19 protein-coding genes, 1 tRNA gene and 1 pseudogene are annotated in these 17885 nt (G+C 66.8%); 16 read left to right on the top strand and 5 right to left on the bottom strand.

Features of this window, described 5'->3' with window-relative positions; translation table 11 throughout:
• Positions 1-44: 44 nt before the first annotated feature.
• Positions 45-1037, bottom strand: coding sequence for a TRAP transporter substrate-binding protein (locus B5V46_RS17690; protein ID WP_080617810.1), 993 nt, complete (start codon positions 1035-1037; stop codon positions 45-47).
• A gap of 34 nt (positions 1038-1071) precedes the next feature.
• Positions 1072-2472 (bottom strand): NAD(P)H-dependent oxidoreductase, encoded by a 1401-nt coding sequence (locus B5V46_RS17685; protein WP_080617809.1) that lies wholly within the window; start codon positions 2470-2472, stop codon positions 1072-1074.
• A gap of 196 nt (positions 2473-2668) precedes the next feature.
• Between B5V46_RS17685 and B5V46_RS17680 the strand changes: the two genes are divergently transcribed.
• The 7 genes from B5V46_RS17680 to B5V46_RS17650 all read left to right on the top strand — a co-directional run bounded on the left by B5V46_RS17680 (position 2669) and on the right by B5V46_RS17650 (position 9656).
• The gene (locus tag B5V46_RS17680; protein WP_080617808.1) at positions 2669-3370 is read left to right on the top strand and encodes a GntR family transcriptional regulator; all 702 of its coding nucleotides are present in this window, start codon (positions 2669-2671) and stop codon (positions 3368-3370) included.
• A gap of 105 nt (positions 3371-3475) precedes the next feature.
• Positions 3476-4417 carry an amidohydrolase gene (locus tag B5V46_RS17675; protein ID WP_080617807.1) on the top strand — a complete coding sequence of 314 codons (942 nt, stop codon included), beginning with the start codon at positions 3476-3478 and terminating at the stop codon, positions 4415-4417.
• Between the two features lie 19 nt (positions 4418-4436).
• Positions 4437-5390 (top strand): tripartite tricarboxylate transporter substrate binding protein, encoded by a 954-nt coding sequence (locus B5V46_RS17670; RefSeq protein ID WP_080617806.1) that lies wholly within the window; start codon positions 4437-4439, stop codon positions 5388-5390.
• Between the two features lie 18 nt (positions 5391-5408).
• Positions 5409-5882, top strand: a complete 474-nt coding sequence (locus B5V46_RS17665; protein WP_080617805.1) for a tripartite tricarboxylate transporter TctB family protein — start codon at positions 5409-5411, stop codon at positions 5880-5882.
• Entirely contained in the window at positions 5882-7384 is a 1503-nt protein-coding gene (locus B5V46_RS17660) for a tripartite tricarboxylate transporter permease (protein ID WP_080617804.1), read from the top strand. The genes B5V46_RS17665 and B5V46_RS17660 overlap by 1 nt, the downstream gene beginning before the upstream one ends.
• A gap of 138 nt (positions 7385-7522) precedes the next feature.
• Positions 7523-8992 carry an NAD-dependent succinate-semialdehyde dehydrogenase gene (locus tag B5V46_RS17655; protein WP_080617803.1) on the top strand — a complete coding sequence of 490 codons (1470 nt, stop codon included), beginning with the start codon at positions 7523-7525 and terminating at the stop codon, positions 8990-8992.
• Positions 8993-9380: 388 nt separating this feature from the next.
• Complete coding sequence (locus tag B5V46_RS17650) at positions 9381-9656, top strand: hypothetical protein (RefSeq protein ID WP_155774123.1); 276 nt, start codon at positions 9381-9383, stop codon at positions 9654-9656.
• Positions 9657-9742: 86 nt separating this feature from the next.
• On the opposite strand, the pseudogene B5V46_RS20600 reads toward B5V46_RS17650, so the two are convergent.
• Positions 9743-9850 (bottom strand): annotated as a pseudogene (locus B5V46_RS20600) (IS5/IS1182 family transposase); the annotation flags it as partial.
• Positions 9851-9953: 103 nt separating this feature from the next.
• Here B5V46_RS20600 and B5V46_RS17645 point away from each other — a divergent pair.
• The 3 genes from B5V46_RS17645 to B5V46_RS17635 all read left to right on the top strand — a co-directional run bounded on the left by B5V46_RS17645 (position 9954) and on the right by B5V46_RS17635 (position 11217).
• The gene (locus tag B5V46_RS17645) at positions 9954-10337 is read left to right on the top strand and encodes a hypothetical protein (protein WP_155774122.1); all 384 of its coding nucleotides are present in this window, start codon (positions 9954-9956) and stop codon (positions 10335-10337) included.
• 11 nt (positions 10338-10348) lie between these two features.
• A complete protein-coding gene (locus B5V46_RS20030; RefSeq protein ID WP_155774121.1) occupies positions 10349-10519 on the top strand; it encodes a hypothetical protein in 171 nt (56 codons plus the stop codon).
• A gap of 191 nt (positions 10520-10710) precedes the next feature.
• Positions 10711-11217 carry a tyrosine-type recombinase/integrase gene (locus tag B5V46_RS17635; protein ID WP_080617800.1) on the top strand — a complete coding sequence of 169 codons (507 nt, stop codon included), beginning with the start codon at positions 10711-10713 and terminating at the stop codon, positions 11215-11217.
• A gap of 4 nt (positions 11218-11221) precedes the next feature.
• Here the strand turns inward: B5V46_RS17635 and B5V46_RS17630 are convergent.
• A tRNA-Lys gene (locus B5V46_RS17630) sits at positions 11222-11297 on the bottom strand.
• A 109-nt stretch (positions 11298-11406) separates the two neighbouring features.
• Between B5V46_RS17630 and dapF the strand changes: the two genes are divergently transcribed.
• Complete coding sequence (dapF, locus tag B5V46_RS17625; RefSeq protein WP_155774120.1) at positions 11407-12246, top strand: diaminopimelate epimerase; 840 nt, start codon at positions 11407-11409, stop codon at positions 12244-12246.
• The gene (mtaB, locus tag B5V46_RS17620; RefSeq protein ID WP_080617799.1) at positions 12246-13514 is read left to right on the top strand and encodes a tRNA (N(6)-L-threonylcarbamoyladenosine(37)-C(2))-methylthiotransferase MtaB; all 1269 of its coding nucleotides are present in this window, start codon (positions 12246-12248) and stop codon (positions 13512-13514) included. The genes dapF and mtaB overlap by 1 nt, the downstream gene beginning before the upstream one ends.
• A gap of 87 nt (positions 13515-13601) precedes the next feature.
• On the opposite strand, the gene B5V46_RS17615 is transcribed toward mtaB, so the two are convergent.
• Positions 13602-14411, bottom strand: coding sequence for an alpha/beta fold hydrolase (locus B5V46_RS17615; protein ID WP_231119171.1), 810 nt, complete (start codon positions 14409-14411; stop codon positions 13602-13604).
• A gap of 164 nt (positions 14412-14575) precedes the next feature.
• On the opposite strand from B5V46_RS17615, the gene B5V46_RS17610 reads away from it, so the two are divergent.
• The 4 genes from B5V46_RS17610 (at position 14576) to B5V46_RS17595 (ending at position 17882) form a co-directional block, all read left to right on the top strand.
• The gene (locus B5V46_RS17610; protein WP_080617797.1) at positions 14576-14866 is read left to right on the top strand and encodes a hypothetical protein; all 291 of its coding nucleotides are present in this window, start codon (positions 14576-14578) and stop codon (positions 14864-14866) included.
• Between the two features lie 303 nt (positions 14867-15169).
• Entirely contained in the window at positions 15170-15727 is a 558-nt protein-coding gene (petA, locus tag B5V46_RS17605; RefSeq protein ID WP_080617796.1) for a ubiquinol-cytochrome c reductase iron-sulfur subunit, read from the top strand.
• 13 nt (positions 15728-15740) lie between these two features.
• The gene (locus B5V46_RS17600) at positions 15741-17078 is read left to right on the top strand and encodes a cytochrome b N-terminal domain-containing protein (protein WP_080617795.1); all 1338 of its coding nucleotides are present in this window, start codon (positions 15741-15743) and stop codon (positions 17076-17078) included.
• Positions 17079-17096: 18 nt separating this feature from the next.
• Complete coding sequence (locus B5V46_RS17595; protein ID WP_080617794.1) at positions 17097-17882, top strand: cytochrome c1; 786 nt, start codon at positions 17097-17099, stop codon at positions 17880-17882.
• The last annotated feature ends 3 nt before the right edge of the window (positions 17883-17885 follow it).

The raw sequence follows: 17885 nt of genomic DNA, 5'->3' as shown, positions 1-17885 counted from the left end.
CTTTCCCTTCTGTTCGGGCGCCTCCGCCCGGTCGTGCGGCGTGCTCAGGCGGCGTTGATCTGCGCGACCAGATCCGGGCCGAACTCCTCGCCGAAAGTGGCCTGCACCGGCTCGGCCACGATGGCGCGGAAGGCCTCGCGATCGGGGGTCTCGACCACCTCCATGCCTTCCTGCCGCAGTGTGGCCAGGCTGGTCACCTCGCGCTCGACATTCATCGCACGCTGGCGTTTGGCGCCTTCCCGCGCGGTCTCGATCAGCAGGGTGCGCATGTCCTCGTCCATGGCCTCGAGCTTCGCGGCATTGGTCACCAGCGGCGCCGCGGTGAAGGCGTGCCGGGTCAGGGAAAGATACTTCTGCGCCTCGTAGAATCGCGAGTTGAGAATCAGCGTGGTCGGGTTTTCCTGTCCGTCGACCGCCCCCATCTCGAGCGCGGTGAACAGCTCGGTGAAGGCCATCGGGGTCGGCACCGCGCCCAGCAGGCGGAAGGCCTCGATATGGGCCGGGTTCGGCGTGGTGCGGATCTTGAGCCCCTTGATGTCGGCGGGGGTCTCGACCGGGCGGCGGCTGTTGGTGACATGGCGCCAGCCGGTTTCCCACAGCGCCAGCGCATAAAGCCCGGTGCCGTCGAAATCCCTTCTCAGCCGGTCGCCGATCTCGCCATCCAGCACCCGGGCGACATGGTCGCGGTCGCGGAACAGATAGGGCAGGTCGAGCACGTTCAGCTCGGGCGCGAGGCTGGTGAAGAACGGGTTGCCGGTGACCATGATGTCGAGCGCGCCGGCCCGGACCGAGTTGATCATCGTCGGGTCGTTGCCCAGGAGCCCGTTGGGGAAGACCTGCAGGCCGATCCTGCCGCCGGATTTCTCGGCCAGGGTCTCGCCCATCCAAAGCGCGGTGTCCTGCCAGCTGTCGGTCTCGGGATGCGGATGCCCCATGCGCAGGGTGATCCTGCCTGCGGCGCCAAGGATCGAGGGCGCGGCCAGAAGGGCGCCGGCGGCGCCGGCGGTGGCGATGAAGCTGCGTCGGTTCAGGGTCATGACGGTTTCCTCCCGTGTCGTGATCTGGGGCCGGTCAGGCGGTCTGGCCGGATGGTGCGAAATGGCTGTCCTGCACGTCACGCAGCGCGGCCAGCGGACTGTTCTCGGGGATCTCGATATCCCGCATCCGGATCGGCTGGCCCGCGGCCACGTCGCGCGAGAGTCGGCAGTCGGAGGCCAGGTAGAATGGCGCGGGGCTGTCCTCGGAGAGCGGTCCGCCGGGCAGGATCCGGGCCGAGACGCCGTCGATCGAATGATGATGGCCGCCCATCTTCAGCACATGGCCCGCAGCGAGGTCGCGGTCGGCATGGGCGACCAGATCGGCATGATGGGCAGGCATGGGCGCGCCGCTCGACACGCCCCGGAGGCCGACCTCGAGGATCGAGGTTGCGGCCTCGAGCCCCAGCAGGTGGCGCGGCAGGAAGACCATCGCGGTGCGGCCGTTGCGGCTGACGACATGGCCCTTCTCGCGCAACATCTCCCAGGTGTCGGCATGATCGCAGCGGATCACCACGAAGACGCCGCCGGCAAAGCTGATCTCGCCCGGCTCGCGCAGGCAGTGGAAGACGTCGAGAACGCCGCCGCGGCTCAGAATGCCGCCATCCGCGACCGGGCAGAGGATCGAGGGCACCTCGTCGATCCGGGCGATCGGGCAATGCAGCTCGGGGCGGTCGACGCCCATGGCGCAGGCATTGGCGACCACGGTCATCTCGCAGAGATCGGGCACCGCGCGCTGCGGCAGGGCCCGGGCGGCCTCGGCGCGGGCGGCGACCAGCGCGGCCGGCTCCATGTCTCCCATCCGGGCATAGGGGGCGAATTCTGCCGCCGGATAGGTGGCGCCGTTGCACAGGATGGTGCCGGTCTCGCGGTCGAAGACGAAATCATATTCGCTCGACTTGCCCGCCGCGACGATCTCGAGCCCCAGCGTCTCGGCCCAGGTGATCAGCCCGATCAGCAGGCTTGGCTGGTCGCCATCGACCGGCGTCACGATCAGCCCCTTCTCGGCCGCCATGGCGGCCAGCCCGGGGCCGACCACGCTGTCGACCTCTTTCGAGACCATCGCGACATGCTTGCCGGCCTCGATCGCCAGTCGGGCATGGCGGGCGCCGTGAACAGGATTGCCGGTGGCCTCGACCGCGACTGCAAAGGGCAGCGCGGCGACATGGGCGAAATCGCCCGCTGCCACATGGGCGCCCGCCTCGAAGGCGGCCAGCGCCTCGGCGGCGCCGGTCACGATGCGGATCCGGTCCTCGGGAATGCCCACATCGCGCATCGCGGCGGCCGCGGCCTCGGCGCTGACATCGACGCCGATCCGGACCGACAGCGCCGGAACCTTGCGGCCCTGGGCCAGGAAGCTGCGCCCGAAGCCGCCGGTGCCGATCACGCAGGCCTCGACCTTGCGGTCCCCGGCGCCGAAATAGGTGTGGTAATTCATTCTCGTCCTCGGATTGGCTGACGGGGCGCGGCGCCCCAGAACGCGCATATCGCACGCAATTCCCTGGGCAGGGCCCTCTTTCACCGCCTGAATCGGCATTTCGAGCATGAGTTGCATGCAAAATACGATACGTCAACAGTCTTGCCTAGGCTGCCGAGGTTTTTTAGGGTGATTGCATGCAATAAGGGGAGGGGGCATGGCCGAGGACAAGTGGCAGGCGATGTCGGAGGAAGTTGCGGCCTGGCCGCGGGGGCAGCGCTCGATTCTGGTGACGCAATTCGTCCGCGATCTCATCGTCAGCGGCGAGATCGCGCCCGGCGAGCGGATCAACGAGCGCGTCCTGACCGAGCGGCTGGGAATTTCGCGCACGCCGCTGCGCGAGGCGTTCAAGATCCTCGATGGCGAGGGCCTGGTCTCGATCCGGCCCAATGCCGGGGCCACCGTGGTGCGGCTGTCGCCCGAGGATGTCGAGGATTCGCTGGAAATCCTGATCGGGCTGGAAAGCATCGGGGCCGAGCGTGCGGTCGAGCATGCAACGCCCGAAATGATCGAGGAAATCGCCGAGCTTGACGCAAGGATGGGCGAGGCCTTCAAACGCCGCGCGCTGATGGATTATTTCCACATCAACCAGGCGATCCACCAGAAGATCATCGATGCCGCGCAGAACGAGGCGCTGTCGCGGGTCTATGCCAGCGAAAGCGCGCGGATCCGCCGGTTCCGCTTTGCGGGCAACCGCGATCACGGCCGCTGGGCGCGGGCGGTTCAGGAACATGCCCAGATCCTCGACGCGCTGCAGCGGCGCGAAGGTCCCCTTCTGAGGGAGTTGCTGCGCGCGCACCATCGCGCCGGTTGGAAAGTCGCGCGCCGCGCCCTCGAAACGGCTGTCGCAAACTGCTGATCTGCATTCAAAAATTAAGAAATATTGCGGTTTTCGTGAAATTTCTTTGACATTATTTCCGTATTGCATGCAAATCTCCTTCCGAGACGTGCCGAGGGAGGAGCCATGACACGCCGCGCCGGAGCCGAGACGGTTCAGATCGTCGATGCCCATTGCCACATGTGGGACCTGTCGCTGGGCAGGCATCCTTGGCTGGCCGAGGGCGTGCTGCACCCGCATCGCTATGGCGATTATTCCGAGGTCAAGCGCGACTACCTGCCCGCCGATTACCGGGCCGCGACCCGGCCGTGGACCATCGCCGCCGCCGTCCACATGGAGGCCGAATGGACCCCCGAGGACCCGCTGGGCGAGGCCCGCTGGATCGCCGATCTGCATGCAAAAACCGGTTTTCCCGCGGCGATGACCGCGCAGGTCTGGCTGGACCGGCCGGGCGCGCATGAACTGATCGCGGCGCAGGCCGCCTTTCCGCTGGTCCGCTCGCTGCGCCACAAGCCGAAGGCCTTCGCCCGCGCCGCCGACTGGCACGAGGCCCATGCGCTTGCGGGCTCGATGCGTTGCCCCGACTTCCGCCGCGGCTATGCCGGGCTGGCCGCCCATGGCCTGCATTTCGAGTTGCAGACGCCGTTCTGGCATCTGCCCGACGCGGCCGAGCTGGCCCGCGATTTTCCCGAGACGATGATCGTGATCAACCATGCCGGCGTGCCCGGCAGCCGCGATCCGGCGGTGCTGGCCGACTGGCGCCGCGCGCTTTCGGTCGCTGCGGCCCGGCCCAATATCCGGATAAAGATCAGCGGGCTTGGCGTGCCGGGCGAGGCCTGGACCACCGAGGCGCAGCGCGAGGTGATCCTGACCTGTATCGAGATCTTCGGCGCCGGCCGGGCGATGTTTGCCAGCAACATGCCGGTCGACGGGATGTTCCGCAGTTTCCCCGACCTGATCGCGGATTTCATGGCCGTCACCTCGGATCTGCCCGAGGCCGACCGCCGGGCCTTCTTTGCCGGAACGGCCGCCCACACCTACGGGCTCGACCTGCCCGGACTGAATTGAAACGAGGGAGGACAACGAAATGACCAGGACAACGGCACTGATCGCGGGGCTTTCGCTGACATTGACGGCGGGGGCGGCCTGGGCCGAGTTTCCCGACCGGCCGGTGCAGCTGATCGTGCCCTATCCGGCGGGGGGCGGCACCGATATCGTGGCGCGGACGCTGGCGGTCGAGCTGGAAAAGGAACTGGGCCAGCCCGTGAATGTGGTCAACCGCGCGGGCGGCGGCGGCATTCCGGGGCAGACCGCCATCGCCCATGCCCGGCCCGACGGCTACACCATCGGGCTGATCGCCTCGGACATCTCGCTGTACAAGCCGCAGGGCCTGACCGAGCTGACCCATGCCGACATGACCGCGCTTGGCCAGACCAACGAGCTGCCGGGCAGCGTCACCGTCGCGGCCGATGCGCCCTACCGGACGATGGACGATCTGGTCGCCGCGATCCGCGAAAATCCCGCCACCATCAAGGGCACCGGCGCTGCTCCGGGGGCCAGCTGGCATGCGGGCTTCCTCGGGCTAATGTTCGCGCTGGACCTGGCGCCCGATCAGGTGATCTGGGTCCCGACCCAGGGCGGCACCAAGGGCCATCTCGACGTGGCTGCGGGCAACAGCGATTTCTCGACCGCCTCGCTGGTCGAGGCCCGCGCGCTGATCGAGGCCGGCAAGTTGCGGCCGCTTGCGACCATGGCCGCCGAGCGGGTGGCGATCTTCCCCGAGGTGCCGACGCTGAAGGAGCAGGGGATCGACTATACCTATGGCCTCTGGCACGGCGTGACCGGGCCGAAGGGCATGGACCCGGCCGCGCTGAAGATGCTGAGCGCCGCCGTCGAGAAGGCCGCCAACAGCGACAGTTTCGTGGCCACCCTCGAAGAGCGCGGCTTCAAGCATGTCTGGCGGCCCGGTCCCGAATTCGAGGCCTTCATGGCCGAGGATCTGGCCAAGATGCAGGCCATCTTCGACCGGCTGAACGACTGAGCCGGGACGGGCAGGGCGATGCGGATCCATGATGCACTGGCCGGGGCGCTGCTGGCGGCGCTGGGCGGCGCGGTGATCTGGTATGTGGCGGGCTTCCCGCAGGTCGCGGGCCAGATCTATGGCCCCGACCTGTTCCCCCGGCTCGTCGGGATCGGGCTGGTGCTGTTCGGTACCGGCCTCGTCCTGCGCGGGGTGCGGGCGGCAGGCGGGCTGCCCGCCCTGCTGGAGCTGCCCAGCCATGGCGAGATCCGCCGCGCGCTGCTGGCGACGGTCTATATAGTAAGCTCGGTGCTGGCCGTGGTGTTTCTGGCCGAGCGGCTGGGCAGCCAGATCCTTGTCTTCGCCATCCTGATCTCGGGGCTGCTGGCGGTCTATCGCCGCCCGGTCCTGTCGCTGACGCTGGCCCTCGGGCTGACCGTCGCCTTCGATCTGATCTTCCGGGTGCTGCTGCGGGTGCCGCTGCCCTCGGGGCTGCTGACGGGGGTGCTGTGATGCTGGGCGATCTGATCGGAGCGATGGCGCTGATCGCCACCCCCGACACGATCCTGTCGATCGTGGTCGCCTCGTTCTTCGGCTTCGTGGTGGGCGCGCTGCCGGGGCTGACCGCGACCATGGCGGTGGCACTGCTGATCCCGATCACCTTCCTGTTGTCGCCGGTCGCGGCCATTGCCTCGATCGTCTCGGCAGCGGCGATGTCGATCTTCGCGGGCGACATTCCGGGCGCACTGCTGCGCATCCCCGGCACGCCGGCCTCGGCCGCCTACATGACCGATGCCAATGCGCTGGTCCGCAAGGGCGAGGCAAGCTTCGTCATCGGCGCCTCGGCGGTTTTCGGCATGATCGGCGGCGTGATCGGCACCGTGATCCTGATTGCCGCGGCCCCGCTCCTCGCCGATTTCGCGCTGAGCTTTTCCAGCTTCGAATTCTTCTGGCTGGGCTGTCTGGGGCTCAGCTGTGCCGTGCTGGTGGCGGGCGACGATCTGCTCAAGGGCATGGGCGCGCTGATGATCGGCCTTCTGATCGCCTGCGTCGGCATGGATTACACCACCGGCTATCCGCGCTTCACCTTCGGCTCCTGGGCCTTGCTGGAAGGGATTTCCTTCATCCCGGCCCTGATCGGCATGTTCGCCCTGCCCGAGATCCTACGGCTGCTGTCCGACCGCAGCCCGCGTCTCCGGCTGCCCGAGGCCGAGCCCGGCTCGGCGCTGAAGAAGATCGGGCGGGCCGGGCGGCGCTACTGGTGGCCCGGGCTGCGCGGGTCGGTCATGGGCACGGCCATCGGCTCGCTGCCGGGGGCGGGGGCCGATATCGCGGCCTGGATCTCGGTTGCCGTCACCCGCCGGGTGACGCGCGAGCCCGAGAAATGGGGCAAGGGCCATATCGAGCCCATCGTGGCCGGTGGCTCGGCCAATAACGCGGCGCTTGCGGGGGCCTGGATCCCGGCGCTGGTCTTCGCCATTCCGGGCGACACCATCACCGCCATCGCCATCGGGGTGCTGTATCTCAAGGGCGTCAATCCCGGACCGATGGTCTTCGTCGAGAACGGCCAGATCGTCTATGCGGTGTTTCTGGTCTTCTTCCTCGCCAACCTGATGCTGCTGCCCTTCGGCTGGATCGCGATCCGGATGGCGGGGCTGGTGCTGAGGGTCCCGACGGCGGTGATCGCGCCCACCCTGCTGGTGTTGGCCTGCCTCGGGGCCTTCGCCATCAACAACGACATGTCGGGGCTTCTGGTCATGCTGGGGCTCGGCGGGCTGGCGGTGGGCATGAACGCGGCCGGTCTGCCGCTGGCGCCCGCGGTCCTCGGAATCGTCATGGGCCGGATCGTCGAGCAGAACCTGATGCAGTCGCTGATCAGCACCCAGGGTGCGCTGGCGGGCTTCTTCGAGCGTCCGGCCTCGGCGGTGCTGGGCGTGCTGACCATCGGCCTCTGGAGCATGGCGATCCTGCGCCAGCTTGTCCGGGCGTTGCGCGGGGCGCGCCGCACCGGGTGATCCCGACGGCCCGGGCGCGTCCCGGGCCCGCCATGCGCGACTTCATGGGCTTCCTTCCCGATCGCGGCCGCCCTCGGCAGGTCAGGGGTTTCTCGACGCGGCCTTGCATGCGAGGCTTGGCGGGAAAGGAGAATTCGCATGACAGGGAATACCATCGCCGACCGGACCGGGCTTTCCGACAGCGACCTGCTGCGCGACAGGTCCTATATCGACGGGGACTGGGTCGGGGCCGACACCCGGTTCGAGGTCCGCGACCCCGCCGACGGCGCGGTGCTGGGCCGTGTCGCCGCCATGAGCGTCGAGCGTTCCCGCGCCGCCATAGACAGCGCGCAGGCCGCCTTTCCCGGCTGGGCCCATACCCTGCCCCAGGATCGCAGCGCGATCCTGCGCCGCTGGTTCGAACTGGTCACCGAGGCGCGCGAGGATCTGGCCCGGATCATGACCGTCGAGCAGGGCAAGCCGCTGTCCGAGGCCCGCGGCGAGATCGACTATGCCGCCTCCTTCATCGAATTCTATGCCGAGGAGGCCAAGCGCCCCAATATCGAGGGCGTCACCTCGCATCTGCCCGATGCCGAGGTCGAGCTCTGGCTGGAACCCGTGGGCGTGGTCGCCCTGATCACGCCTTGGAATTTCCCGGCGGCGATGCTGACCCGCAAGGCCGCGGCGGCGCTGGCGGCGGGCTGTTCGGTACTGGCGCATCCGTCGGCCGAGACGCCGCATTCGGCCCTGGCGCTGGCCGAACTGGCCGCGCGCGCGGGCGTGCCGCCCGGGGTCTTCAATGTCGTGACCGGCGATGCGGCCACCATCGTCGGCCCCTGGACCGAGGATGCGCGCGTGCGGGCGTTGTCCTTCACCGGCTCGACCGAGGTGGGACGTCTGCTGTATCGCCAGTCGGCCGCCACCGTGAAACGGCTGGTGCTCGAGCTGGGCGGCCATGCCCCGGTGATCGTCTTCTCGGGCGCCGAGCTCGACCATGCCGTGTCCGAGACCATCAAGGCCAAGTTCGCGACCTCGGGGCAGGACTGCCTGGGCGCCAACCGGATCTATGTCGAGCGTCCTGTCTATGACGAATTCTGCCGCCGCTTCACCGCCGCCACCGAGGCCCTGACCGTGGGCCGCGGCATGGACGATCCCGATATCGGTCCGCTGATGAACGAAGGCGCGCTCGCCAAGCAGGAGGATCATGTGGCCGACGCCCTTGCAAAGGGGGCGAAACTTGCCTGCGGCGGCCAGCGGTTGCCTTTGGGGCCGCTGTTCTACGCGCCGACGGTTCTGACCGACGTGCCCGACGCTGCGAAGATCATGCGCGAGGAGACCTTCGGCCCGGTCGCCGCGCTGACCCCCTTCGAGACCGAGGAGGAGGTGATCGCCCGCGCCAATGACAGCGAGTTCGGGCTGGTGGCCTATGTCCACAGCCTGAATCCGCGCCGGATCTACCGGGTCTCGCGGGCGCTGCAATACGGCATGGTCGCGGTGAACCGGACCAAGGTCACCGGCGCGCCGATCCCGTTCGGCGGCATGAAGCAATCGGGCATCGGCCGCGAGGGCGCCCGGCGCGGCATGGAGGCCTTCATGGAAATCAAATACGTCTGCCGCGACTGGCATTGAGGCCACTGGCCGCCGGGACGGAACCCGGGGACTTGCGGGAAGGAGATCGGTGCCCGCCGAGAGCGCGAAAAGCCGAGTTCCCGCGGCCCGGGTGATCACGCCTGCTTTCGGATCTGCTCGCCGATCTCTCCGGCCCGAGCGCGGCCCGGAAGACGCGCCCGGTCCGGAAGGGCCCGCTGGCCGGTGAGAGGCGCCCCTCCCGCCCCGTTGCCAGACAACATCTCTCGCCGGCGACGCATGCCGGGGATGTCTGGCATCTGGCCTGGAGACGGCCGGGCCGAGGAATTCGGAACTCCGCCCGGAGGTCAGCTTCCGTTGGTCTTGCCCCCCCCCCTGAAGTGGTCCAGCCCCCGGGATTATTTGTCCCGTATCACGGAGGACTGCGACAATGGCCGGCAATCGAGAGAAGCCCGGGGGCATCCTGATGAATCTGCGGCAGGTCGATGTTTTGCGAGATCGGGGAGCGAAGATAGCGGACGCGGTTCGGCGGATCGGCGTCACCCGGCAGAGCCACGACCGCTGGCGGCGTGAGCATGGCGATCAGCTCAGGCGGTTGAAGGCGCTCGGGCAGGAGAACGCCCGGCTCAGACGAGCTGTCTCGGATCTGACGCTCGACAAGCTCATTCGTTGCCGCGCATCGCCATCGACACCGAAATCGAGCTGACCCCCGACGACCTGAGCCAGATCACCGCCGACGTGACACAGCCGCGCTACGCTCCGGGCGGCCATCGCTTCTGCTAGCAGCCTCGGCAGGGGCTTCTGACGGGGCCACAGCGTGCTGAAGTCGGGCACTGTCCCGTCGAGGCCGACCAGTTGCCACGGGTTTTCGAGACCCCCGGTTCTCTGCCGGAGTGCTATGTCGGCCATGCCCGTAGCTCGCCATGCTGCGGGTTCGCATGGTGTTCGAAGGTCGGGTCCGGATCAAAGCCGTGTGTTCGAAGGCGCTCTGTTGCGCTCTGGCTTGCTGCACCAGACCATCCGCGTGAACGTGATCGAGCCCGAGGAGGGCCGCTTTCTGCGGCTGCCCATCGGCCCGGTGCGGGAACGGCCGACCGTTCGCCTGGACGGCTCCGGCTTCACCGATTTCGGTTTCGTGCCCGGTGTCCGGTCGCTGATCTGCTGGGGCAACGCCTTCCACGCGCGGCGGCCGGATCATGTCGAGATCGAGTATCGCGCGGGCTTCGGCGGCACCATGGCCCACGTCCCCCACGACCTCGCACAAGCTGTCATGGATCAGGCCGGGCTGCTCTATCAGATGCGGTCGGCCTGGACGGAAAAGCCCTGGCGTCACACGTCCCCCCATTTGTCCCGCATCGCGGCCCGGTATCGCGGGGTGGCGGTATGAGGCCGTCGGACGTGGATTTCCTGTTCTATGCCATGACCCGCGTGGTCCGTCTGGGGCGGATCAAGGCGGATCGCGCCTTCGCCAAGACGATGGCGGATGCGGCGCGGGACCGCCGTTTCAAGCCTTCGCGCCAGCAAGTCGAACGCATGCCCGGATCAGCGCGCAACCGAAAGCCAAAGTGAGGGTCCATTTCCTATGAGTGTTCGCCGCGATCACCACCGCTTTTCCAAGAAGGTCACGCGCACCAAGCGCTGGCAGGCGCTGCGGGCCGAGATCCTGGAACGCGACCGCTACCGCTGCCGGTCCTGCGGCTGCGGCGGGCGGCTGGAGGTGGACCACATCAAGCCGGTCAGGACGCATCCCGAACTGTCCTATGGATGCCGTGCAGCTCGGGCCTTGGAACATCAAAGGCGACCGAATCGAATACCGCCGCCAGAAGACCAAGCGTTCCGGCGGCATCCTGATCAGCGTTCCCCTGCATGACGATCTGCGGCGCGTCCTTAAGGAACTGGCCGCAGACAGACCGTTTCTTGCGACCGCGTCGGGTAAGCAACGCTCGGCCGAAGGGCTCGGGAACGCGATGCGGAAATGGTGCGATGAGGCGGGGCTGGACGTCTGCACCTCGCACGGCCTCCGCAAGGCCTGCGCCCGCCGCCTGGCCGAAGCCGGGGCTACGCCCCACGAAATCGCCGCTGTCACTGGCCACAAGACCCTGGCTCTGGTGCAACTCTATACCGAAGCGGCTGGCCGCGAGGGGCTGGCCGATGCCGCGTTCGAGAAACTGATCGCGCGACCGAATGGGGAACAGAACGTGGTGAACCTTTACGAGCGGTTCGCCAAAAGTGTCACCAACCCCTTGAAGGGAAATGATAAATTTTGACAAGTGGTGAGCCGTACAGGATTCGAACCTGTGACCCACTGATTAAAAGTCAGTTGCTCTACCAACTGAGCTAACGGCCCACTTGAGGCCTGCTACCTAGAAAAACCAGCGAGGGCGGTCAAGGGCAAAATCGAGGATTTTTTTCAGAACGCTGGAAAGCGTCCCGGGGCGGGTGTATAGCACCGCCGCATGGCACGGATGGATGACACCGAACGCCTGCCCTTCATGAAGATGCACGGGCTGGGCAACGACTTCGTCGTGATCGACCGGCGGCAGGGCGGCACGCCCCTGTCCGCCAGCCTTGTTGCGGCCATCGCCGACCGGCACCGGGGCGTCGGATTCGACCAGCTGGCGGTGATCGAGCCTGCTGAGGATGCCGATGCGCGGCTGGTCTTCTACAATGCGGATGGGTCGCTGTCGGCCACCTGCGGCAATGCGACCCGCTGTATCGCGCGCCATCTGATCGACCGGACCGGACGGCGCGAGCTGACGCTTGTCACCGAACGCGGGCGGCTTTCGGCGCGCGATGCGGGCGGTGGGCTGACCTCGGTCAATATGGGGCCGCCGATTCTCGACTGGCAGGGCGTGCCGCTGGCGCGCGAGGTCGATCTCGACCGCCTGCCGATCGCGGGCGCGCCGGTGGCGACCGGGATGGGCAATCCGCATTGCACCTTCTTCGTCGAGGATGCCGAGGCGGTCGATCTGGCCGCCTTCGGTCCCGAGCACGAACATCACCCGCTGTTTCCCGAGCGCACCAATGTGCAGGTCGCGCATCTGGCCGGGCCGGACCGGATCCGGATGCGGGTCTGGGAGCGTGGCACAGGGCTGACGCTGGCCTCGGGTTCGTCCTCCTGCGCGGTTGCGGTCGCGGCCGCGCGGCGCGGGCTGACCGGGCGCTCGGTGACCATCCTGCTCGATGGCGGCGAATTGCAGATCGACTGGCGCGAGGACGGGGTCTGGATGACCGGGCCGACCGCGCATGTGTTCGACGGGGTCTTCACCGGCCCGTTCCTGGCGGGGGCCGAGTGATGGACGGCGCGGCCCCCCGCTTCACCACGCTTGGCTGCCGGCTCAACGCCTACGAGACCGAGGCGATGAAGGAGCTTGCCGCCGAGGCGGGGCTGGAAAACGCACTGATCGTGAATACCTGCGCCGTCACCTCCGAGGCGGTGCGCAAGGCCCGGCAGGAGATCCGGCGCCTGCGCCGTGAAAACCCGGAGGCGCGGATCGTCGTCACCGGCTGCGCCGCCCAGACCGAGCCCGAGCGCTTTGCCGGGATGGAAGAGGTCGATCTGGTCATCGGCAATGCCGAGAAGATGCGGCCCGAGACCTGGGCCGGGATCGCCAAGGGCCCTGATTTCATCGGTGAGACCGAGAAGGTCATGGTCGATGACATCATGTCGGTGCGCGAGACCGCCGGTCACCTGATCGACGGCTTCGGTTCGCGAAGCCGCGCCTTCGTGCAGGTCCAGAACGGCTGCGACCACCGCTGCACCTTCTGCATCATTCCCTTCGGGCGGGGCAATTCGCGCTCGGTCCCGGCGGGGGTGCTGGTCGAGCAGATCCGGCGGCTGGTCGTCGCGGGCTATAACGAGGTGGTGCTGACCGGGGTCGACCTGACCAGCTGGGGGGCCGATCTTCCGGCGACGCCGAGGCTGGGCGATCTGGTGGCGCGCATCCTGAAACTGGTGCCCGAACTGCCGCGCCTTCGGATCTCGTCGATCGATTCCATCGAGGCCGACGATGCCCTGATGCGCGCCATCGCCGAGGAAGAGCGGCTGATGCCGCATCTGCATCTCTCGCTGCAGGCGGGCGACGACATGATCCTCAAGCGGATGAAGCGGCGGCATTCGCGTGCCGATGCGATCCGCTTCTGCGAGGAGGCCCGGCGCCTGCGGCCGGACATGACCTTCGGGGCCGACATCATCGCGGGCTTCCCGACCGAGACCGAGGAGATGTTCGCCAATTCGCTCGCGCTGGTTGGGGAATGCGACCTGACCTGGCTGCATGTCTTTCCCTATTCGCCCCGGCCCGGCACGCCCGCGGCGCGGATGCCTCAGGTCGGGGGCAGCGCGATCCGCGACCGGGCCGCGCGCCTCAGGGCCGCGGGCGAGGCGCAGGTTGCGCGGCATCTCGCGGCCCAGACCGGGCGGGCCCACCGCATCCTGATGGAGAGCCCGCGCATGGGCCGGACCGAGCAGTTCACCGAGGTCGATTTCGGGTCGGACCGACAGGAAGGGCAGATCGTGATCGCCACCATCACCGGGCGGAGCGACACGCGCCTCATGGTGGATTAGAGCCTTTCGCGACGTTTTAGTGTCTGCGCCGGCCGGGGCCCTGGCTGCCCTGACAGGCAATGCCCTTCGCACGGCAAGGCCGTCCTCTCACGGACAGCTTCTGTCGAGGAAGTCCCGCAGATGTCGGGCGAATTCCACTGGCGCATCGATATGCACGGAATGACCGGCCCCGAGCTGGATGAAGCTCGTGTTCGCCCGACATTCTGCCATGGCCCGCAGCTCTGCGGCATCGCAGATACGGCTTTCGCTGCCCGACACCACCAGAGCCGGGTAGCGGCTTTGCCGCCAGACATCCCGGTGATCGCCATTTGTCGCCTGTTCCGACAGCAGAAACTCGGCGGGCTCGAACGCGAGCGTCCAGCCATCGGCAATCCGCCGGATCGAGTTCTGCAGATAGGGGGAAAGACGCGGGCCCAGCCGGTCCTCCAGGTCTTCGCGCAAGCGGAATATGCCGCCCCAGTTCTCCACAAGGGCGCTGGAATCGTCGTCGATCGTCACGCCGATATCTTCGATGATGAGGGCCGAAACGCGCTCTGGCCGCGCTGCCGCAAGGTGATAGGCCACGATGCCGCCGAAGGAATGGCCCAGTACCGGCACCGGCCGGTCGATGGACAGATGATCCAGCAGGGCGATCACGTCGGAAATATAAGTCGGGATGTTGTGGGGCGCGTTGTGGTCGGTTTCGCCGAAGCCGCGTTGATCCAGCGCGATCAGGCGCCATTCCGGGCCGAGATCCGCCGCCAGCCCGGTGAAATCCGAGCCGCCCATCCAATGGCCGTGAAGCGCCAGCACCGGCCGCCCGTCACCGCCCGCGTCAAGGAAGGAAAAAACAAGACCATCATGTTCGAAGCTGTGTCGGCGCATGTATTCTCCTTTTGTTCCGTCTTCGGGTAGCATGCCGAATATCGAACGACAACGGTGGGGTCCGGGATTCGCACTATGCGCATGCACACGGGTCCGGGCCCCGCTCCGGGCCAGCCCGACCGGGGTTTTCCAAGGCGATGGACAGGAATCGTCCCGGGCTCTATCATCCATGCCGTCAGACGAGGAGTGCGCCCGAGATGCCCTTGCCCCTTGCCCCGATCGCGACCGTCGCGCTGCGCTATGGCCTTCGCTATGGCGCGGTGGCCCTTGCCGCCTATGCGCTGTCGAAAAGCCGCGACGGGCTGCGCCGCGATCAGCGCAGCGAGGATGCCATGGACGAGCTCGGCGAGGGTCTGGCCTTCCGCCGCGATCGGGAACAACTGAACGGAGGCGCCCGGATGCGGCGCACCTTCCGTCTGGGCGGTAGCGGTCCGGGTGTCGAGATCGACGCCTCGGCGCTGGGCCGGCTGCGTGTCCGCCGGGTCTAGGCCGCAGCGCCCGACAGAGGCCGAAACGACCGCAAATAGGGCTGGAAACAGTGCCTGCGGATGCGGTTGAACTTCTCAGAATGGGTCTAAGAACCCGATTTCCTCTGGCTGGATTGGCCGGTGCGGGGTATATGGCCTCGACCGGAATCCGTCTGTGCCTCCGCCGTCGCTGCGCGGCTATGTCCGCTGGACGCAATTTTCCTGCCGGGGCTAGGTAAGTCTGGTAAACGGCCCAGGATTCCCTTGGCCTGTTTTTCGAATCGACCGGGGCGACCGACCCGGTCCTGGAAAGGAGATATTCTCGTGTCGCACGCAGAAGATCATGACGGCACCCGCCGAGACTTCCTTTACTATGCCACGGCGGGCGCCGGTGCCGTGACCGCGGGGGCCGCGATATGGCCGCTCGTCAATCAGATGAACCCTTCTGCCGACGTGCAGGCGCTGAGCTCGATCCGGGTCGATGTCTCGTCGGTGTCCGAAGGCCAGCAGATTACTGTCAAGTTTCTCGGCAAGCCGGTGTTCATCCGCCTGCGCACTCCCGAAGATATCGAACTGGCGCGCTCGATTCCGCTGTCCGACCTGCGCGACAACAATTCGCGCAACCCGAACAAGCCGGGTGAGGCCACGGACGCGAACCGGACGATGGACGAAGAGGGCAAGTGGCTGGTGATGATCGGCGTCTGCACCCATCTCGGCTGCGTTCCGATCGGCAACCAGTCCGGTGATTTCGGCGGGTGGTTCTGCCCCTGCCACGGCTCGCATTACGATTCCGCGGGCCGGATCCGCAAGGGCCCCGCGCCCGAGAACATGTACATCCCGGTTGCGTCCTTCCTGGACGAGACGACCATCCAACTCGGTTAAGGGAGCCCCCTGAATGTCCCGCATTCCTCACGACCACTACGAGCCGGGGTCGGCCCCCGAGAAATGGCTGGAGCGGCGCCTGCCGGTCATCGGCCTGCTCTACGATACCCTGATGATTCCCACCCCCAAGAACCTCAACTGGATGTGGATCTGGGGCGTGGTGCTGTTCTTCACCCTGGTGCTTCAGATCGTCACCGGGATCGTTCTGGCGATGCATTACGCGCCGCATGTCGACATCGCCTTCGCGTCGGTCGAACATATCATGCGCAACGTGAATGGTGGCCATTTCCTGCGCTACCTGCACTCGAACGGCGCGTCGCTGTTCTTCGTCGCGGTCTATCTGCACATCTTCCGCGGCCTTTATTACGGCTCGTACAAGTCGCCCCGCGAGGTGACCTGGATCATCGGCATCCTGATCTATCTGGCGATGATGGCGACCGCGTTCATGGGCTATGTGCTGCCCTGGGGTCAGATGTCCTTCTGGGGCGCGACCGTGATCACCGGTCTGTTCGGCGCCATCCCGTGGATCGGCCACGACATCCAGCAATGGCTGCTGGGCGGGCCGGCCGTGGGCAATGCCACGCTGAACCGGTTCTTCTCGCTGCACTACCTGATCCCCTTCGTGATCCTCGGGCTGTCGATCGTCCACGTCTGGGCGTTCCACACCACCGGCAACTCGAACCCCACGGGTGTTGAGGTCCGCCGCGGCTCGAAGGAAGAGGCCGACAAGGACACGCTGCCCTTCTGGCCCTATTTCGTGATGAAGGACCTGTTCGCGCTGGGCGTCGTCCTGCTGGTCTTCTTCGCCATCGTCGGCTTCATGCCGAACTACCTGGGTCACCCCGACAACTACATCGAGGCGAACCCGCTGCAGACGCCGACGCATATCGTGCCGGAATGGTACTTCCTGCCCTTCTACGCGATCCTGCGGGCCTTCACCGCCGATGTCTGGGTGGTGATGATCGCCGATTGGCTGACCTTCGGTGTCGTCAATGCCAAGTTCTTCGGCGTGCTGGCGATGTTCGGCTCGATCCTGGTCATGGCGCTGGTGCCCTGGCTTGACACCTCGAATGTGCGTTCGGGCCGCTTCCGTCCGCAGTTCCGCATCGCCTTCTGGCTGTTCGTGGCCGACTTCGTGGTGCTGACCTGGGCGGGCGGCATGCCGGCCGAGGCGGTCTATGCCAATATCTCTCTGCTGGGGGCTGCCTACTGGTTCGCCTATTTCCTGGTGATCCTGCCGGTTCTGGGCGTCATCGAGAAGCCGGAGGCACTGCCGGAAACCATCGAGGAAGACTTCAACGCCCATTATGGCGACGGCGCCGCGGCCGGCAAAGCCACCCCGGCCGAGTGAGAGAAGGGATCGGATAAGATGTTCAAGAAACTGACGATCACTGCCCTGACCGCCCTGACGCTGGGGGCGGGTGGCGCCTGGGCAGCCGAAGGCGGCCACGTGAAGGACTACAAGTTCTCGTTCGAGGGGCCGCTTGGCAAATACGACCAGGCCCAGCTGCAACGCGGCCTGCAGATCTACACCCAGATCTGCTCGGTCTGCCACGGGCTGAAATTCGTGCCCCTGCGCTCGCTCTCCGAGCCGGGCGGGCCGTCTCTCAGCGACGAGGCGATGCGGGCCTATGCCGAGACCTTCGAGGTCTTCGATCCCGAGCTTGACGATTACCGTCCGGCCAAGCCCACGGATCACTTCCCCGAGGGCACCTATCCGGGTGCGCCCGATCTCAGCCTGATGGCGAAGGGCCGGGCCGGCTTCCACGGGCCTCTCGGCACCGGGATCTCGCAGTTCTTCAAGGGCATGGGCGGACCGGAATACATCACCTCCTACCTGCTCGCCTTCACGGACGAGACCAAGGAAGAGGCCGGCACGCTCTACTACCAGAACCCGGTCTTCTCGACCGGCTGGAGCGCGATGCCGCCGCAGCTGTTCGGCGACGATGTCGAGTATGCGGACGGCACCGAGGCGACCATGGAACAGGAAGCCAAGGACATCGCGGCCTTCCTGATGTGGACCGCCGAGCCCAAGCTGATGGCGCGGAAGGAAGCGGGCGTGATCTCTGTCCTGTTCCTGGGCGTGCTGACGGTTCTGCTCTACCTCACCAACAAGCGTCTCTGGGCCCCCTACAAGCCCAAGAAACGCGTCTGATCG

Origin of the sequence: Rhodovulum sp. MB263 (assembly GCF_002073975.1) — a bacterium.
Taxonomy (GTDB): Bacteria; Pseudomonadota; Alphaproteobacteria; order Rhodobacterales; family Rhodobacteraceae; genus Rhodovulum.
The sequence above is the reverse complement of the archived record's forward strand: the minus strand, read 5'-3'. Positions and strand labels throughout refer to the sequence as shown.

What these genes read in the sequence shown, in the direction of transcription:
- B5V46_RS17665 (WP_080617805.1), top strand. Translation starts at nt 5,409, where the DNA reads ATGCGGATCCATGATGCACTGGCCGGGGCGCTGCTGGCGGCGCTGGGC.
- B5V46_RS17595 (WP_080617794.1), top strand. Translation starts at nt 17,097, where the DNA reads ATGTTCAAGAAACTGACGATCACTGCCCTGACCGCCCTGACGCTGGGG.
- B5V46_RS17600 (WP_080617795.1), top strand. Translation starts at nt 15,741, where the DNA reads ATGTCCCGCATTCCTCACGACCACTACGAGCCGGGGTCGGCCCCCGAG.
- B5V46_RS17655 (WP_080617803.1), top strand. Translation starts at nt 7,523, where the DNA reads ATGACAGGGAATACCATCGCCGACCGGACCGGGCTTTCCGACAGCGAC.
- B5V46_RS17660 (WP_080617804.1), top strand. Translation starts at nt 5,882, where the DNA reads ATGCTGGGCGATCTGATCGGAGCGATGGCGCTGATCGCCACCCCCGAC.
- mtaB (WP_080617799.1), top strand. Translation starts at nt 12,246, where the DNA reads ATGGACGGCGCGGCCCCCCGCTTCACCACGCTTGGCTGCCGGCTCAAC.
- dapF (WP_155774120.1), top strand. Translation starts at nt 11,407, where the DNA reads ATGGCACGGATGGATGACACCGAACGCCTGCCCTTCATGAAGATGCAC.
- B5V46_RS17650 (WP_155774123.1), top strand. Translation starts at nt 9,381, where the DNA reads ATGGCCGGCAATCGAGAGAAGCCCGGGGGCATCCTGATGAATCTGCGG.
- B5V46_RS17690 (WP_080617810.1), bottom strand. Translation starts at nt 1,037, where the DNA reads ATGACCCTGAACCGACGCAGCTTCATCGCCACCGCCGGCGCCGCCGGC.
- B5V46_RS17670 (WP_080617806.1), top strand. Translation starts at nt 4,437, where the DNA reads ATGACCAGGACAACGGCACTGATCGCGGGGCTTTCGCTGACATTGACG.
- B5V46_RS17615 (WP_231119171.1), bottom strand. Translation starts at nt 14,411, where the DNA reads ATGCTACCCGAAGACGGAACAAAAGGAGAATACATGCGCCGACACAGC.
- B5V46_RS17610 (WP_080617797.1), top strand. Translation starts at nt 14,576, where the DNA reads ATGCCCTTGCCCCTTGCCCCGATCGCGACCGTCGCGCTGCGCTATGGC.
- B5V46_RS17635 (WP_080617800.1), top strand. Translation starts at nt 10,711, where the DNA reads ATGGATGCCGTGCAGCTCGGGCCTTGGAACATCAAAGGCGACCGAATC.
- B5V46_RS17685 (WP_080617809.1), bottom strand. Translation starts at nt 2,472, where the DNA reads ATGAATTACCACACCTATTTCGGCGCCGGGGACCGCAAGGTCGAGGCC.
- B5V46_RS17675 (WP_080617807.1), top strand. Translation starts at nt 3,476, where the DNA reads ATGACACGCCGCGCCGGAGCCGAGACGGTTCAGATCGTCGATGCCCAT.
- B5V46_RS17680 (WP_080617808.1), top strand. Translation starts at nt 2,669, where the DNA reads ATGGCCGAGGACAAGTGGCAGGCGATGTCGGAGGAAGTTGCGGCCTGG.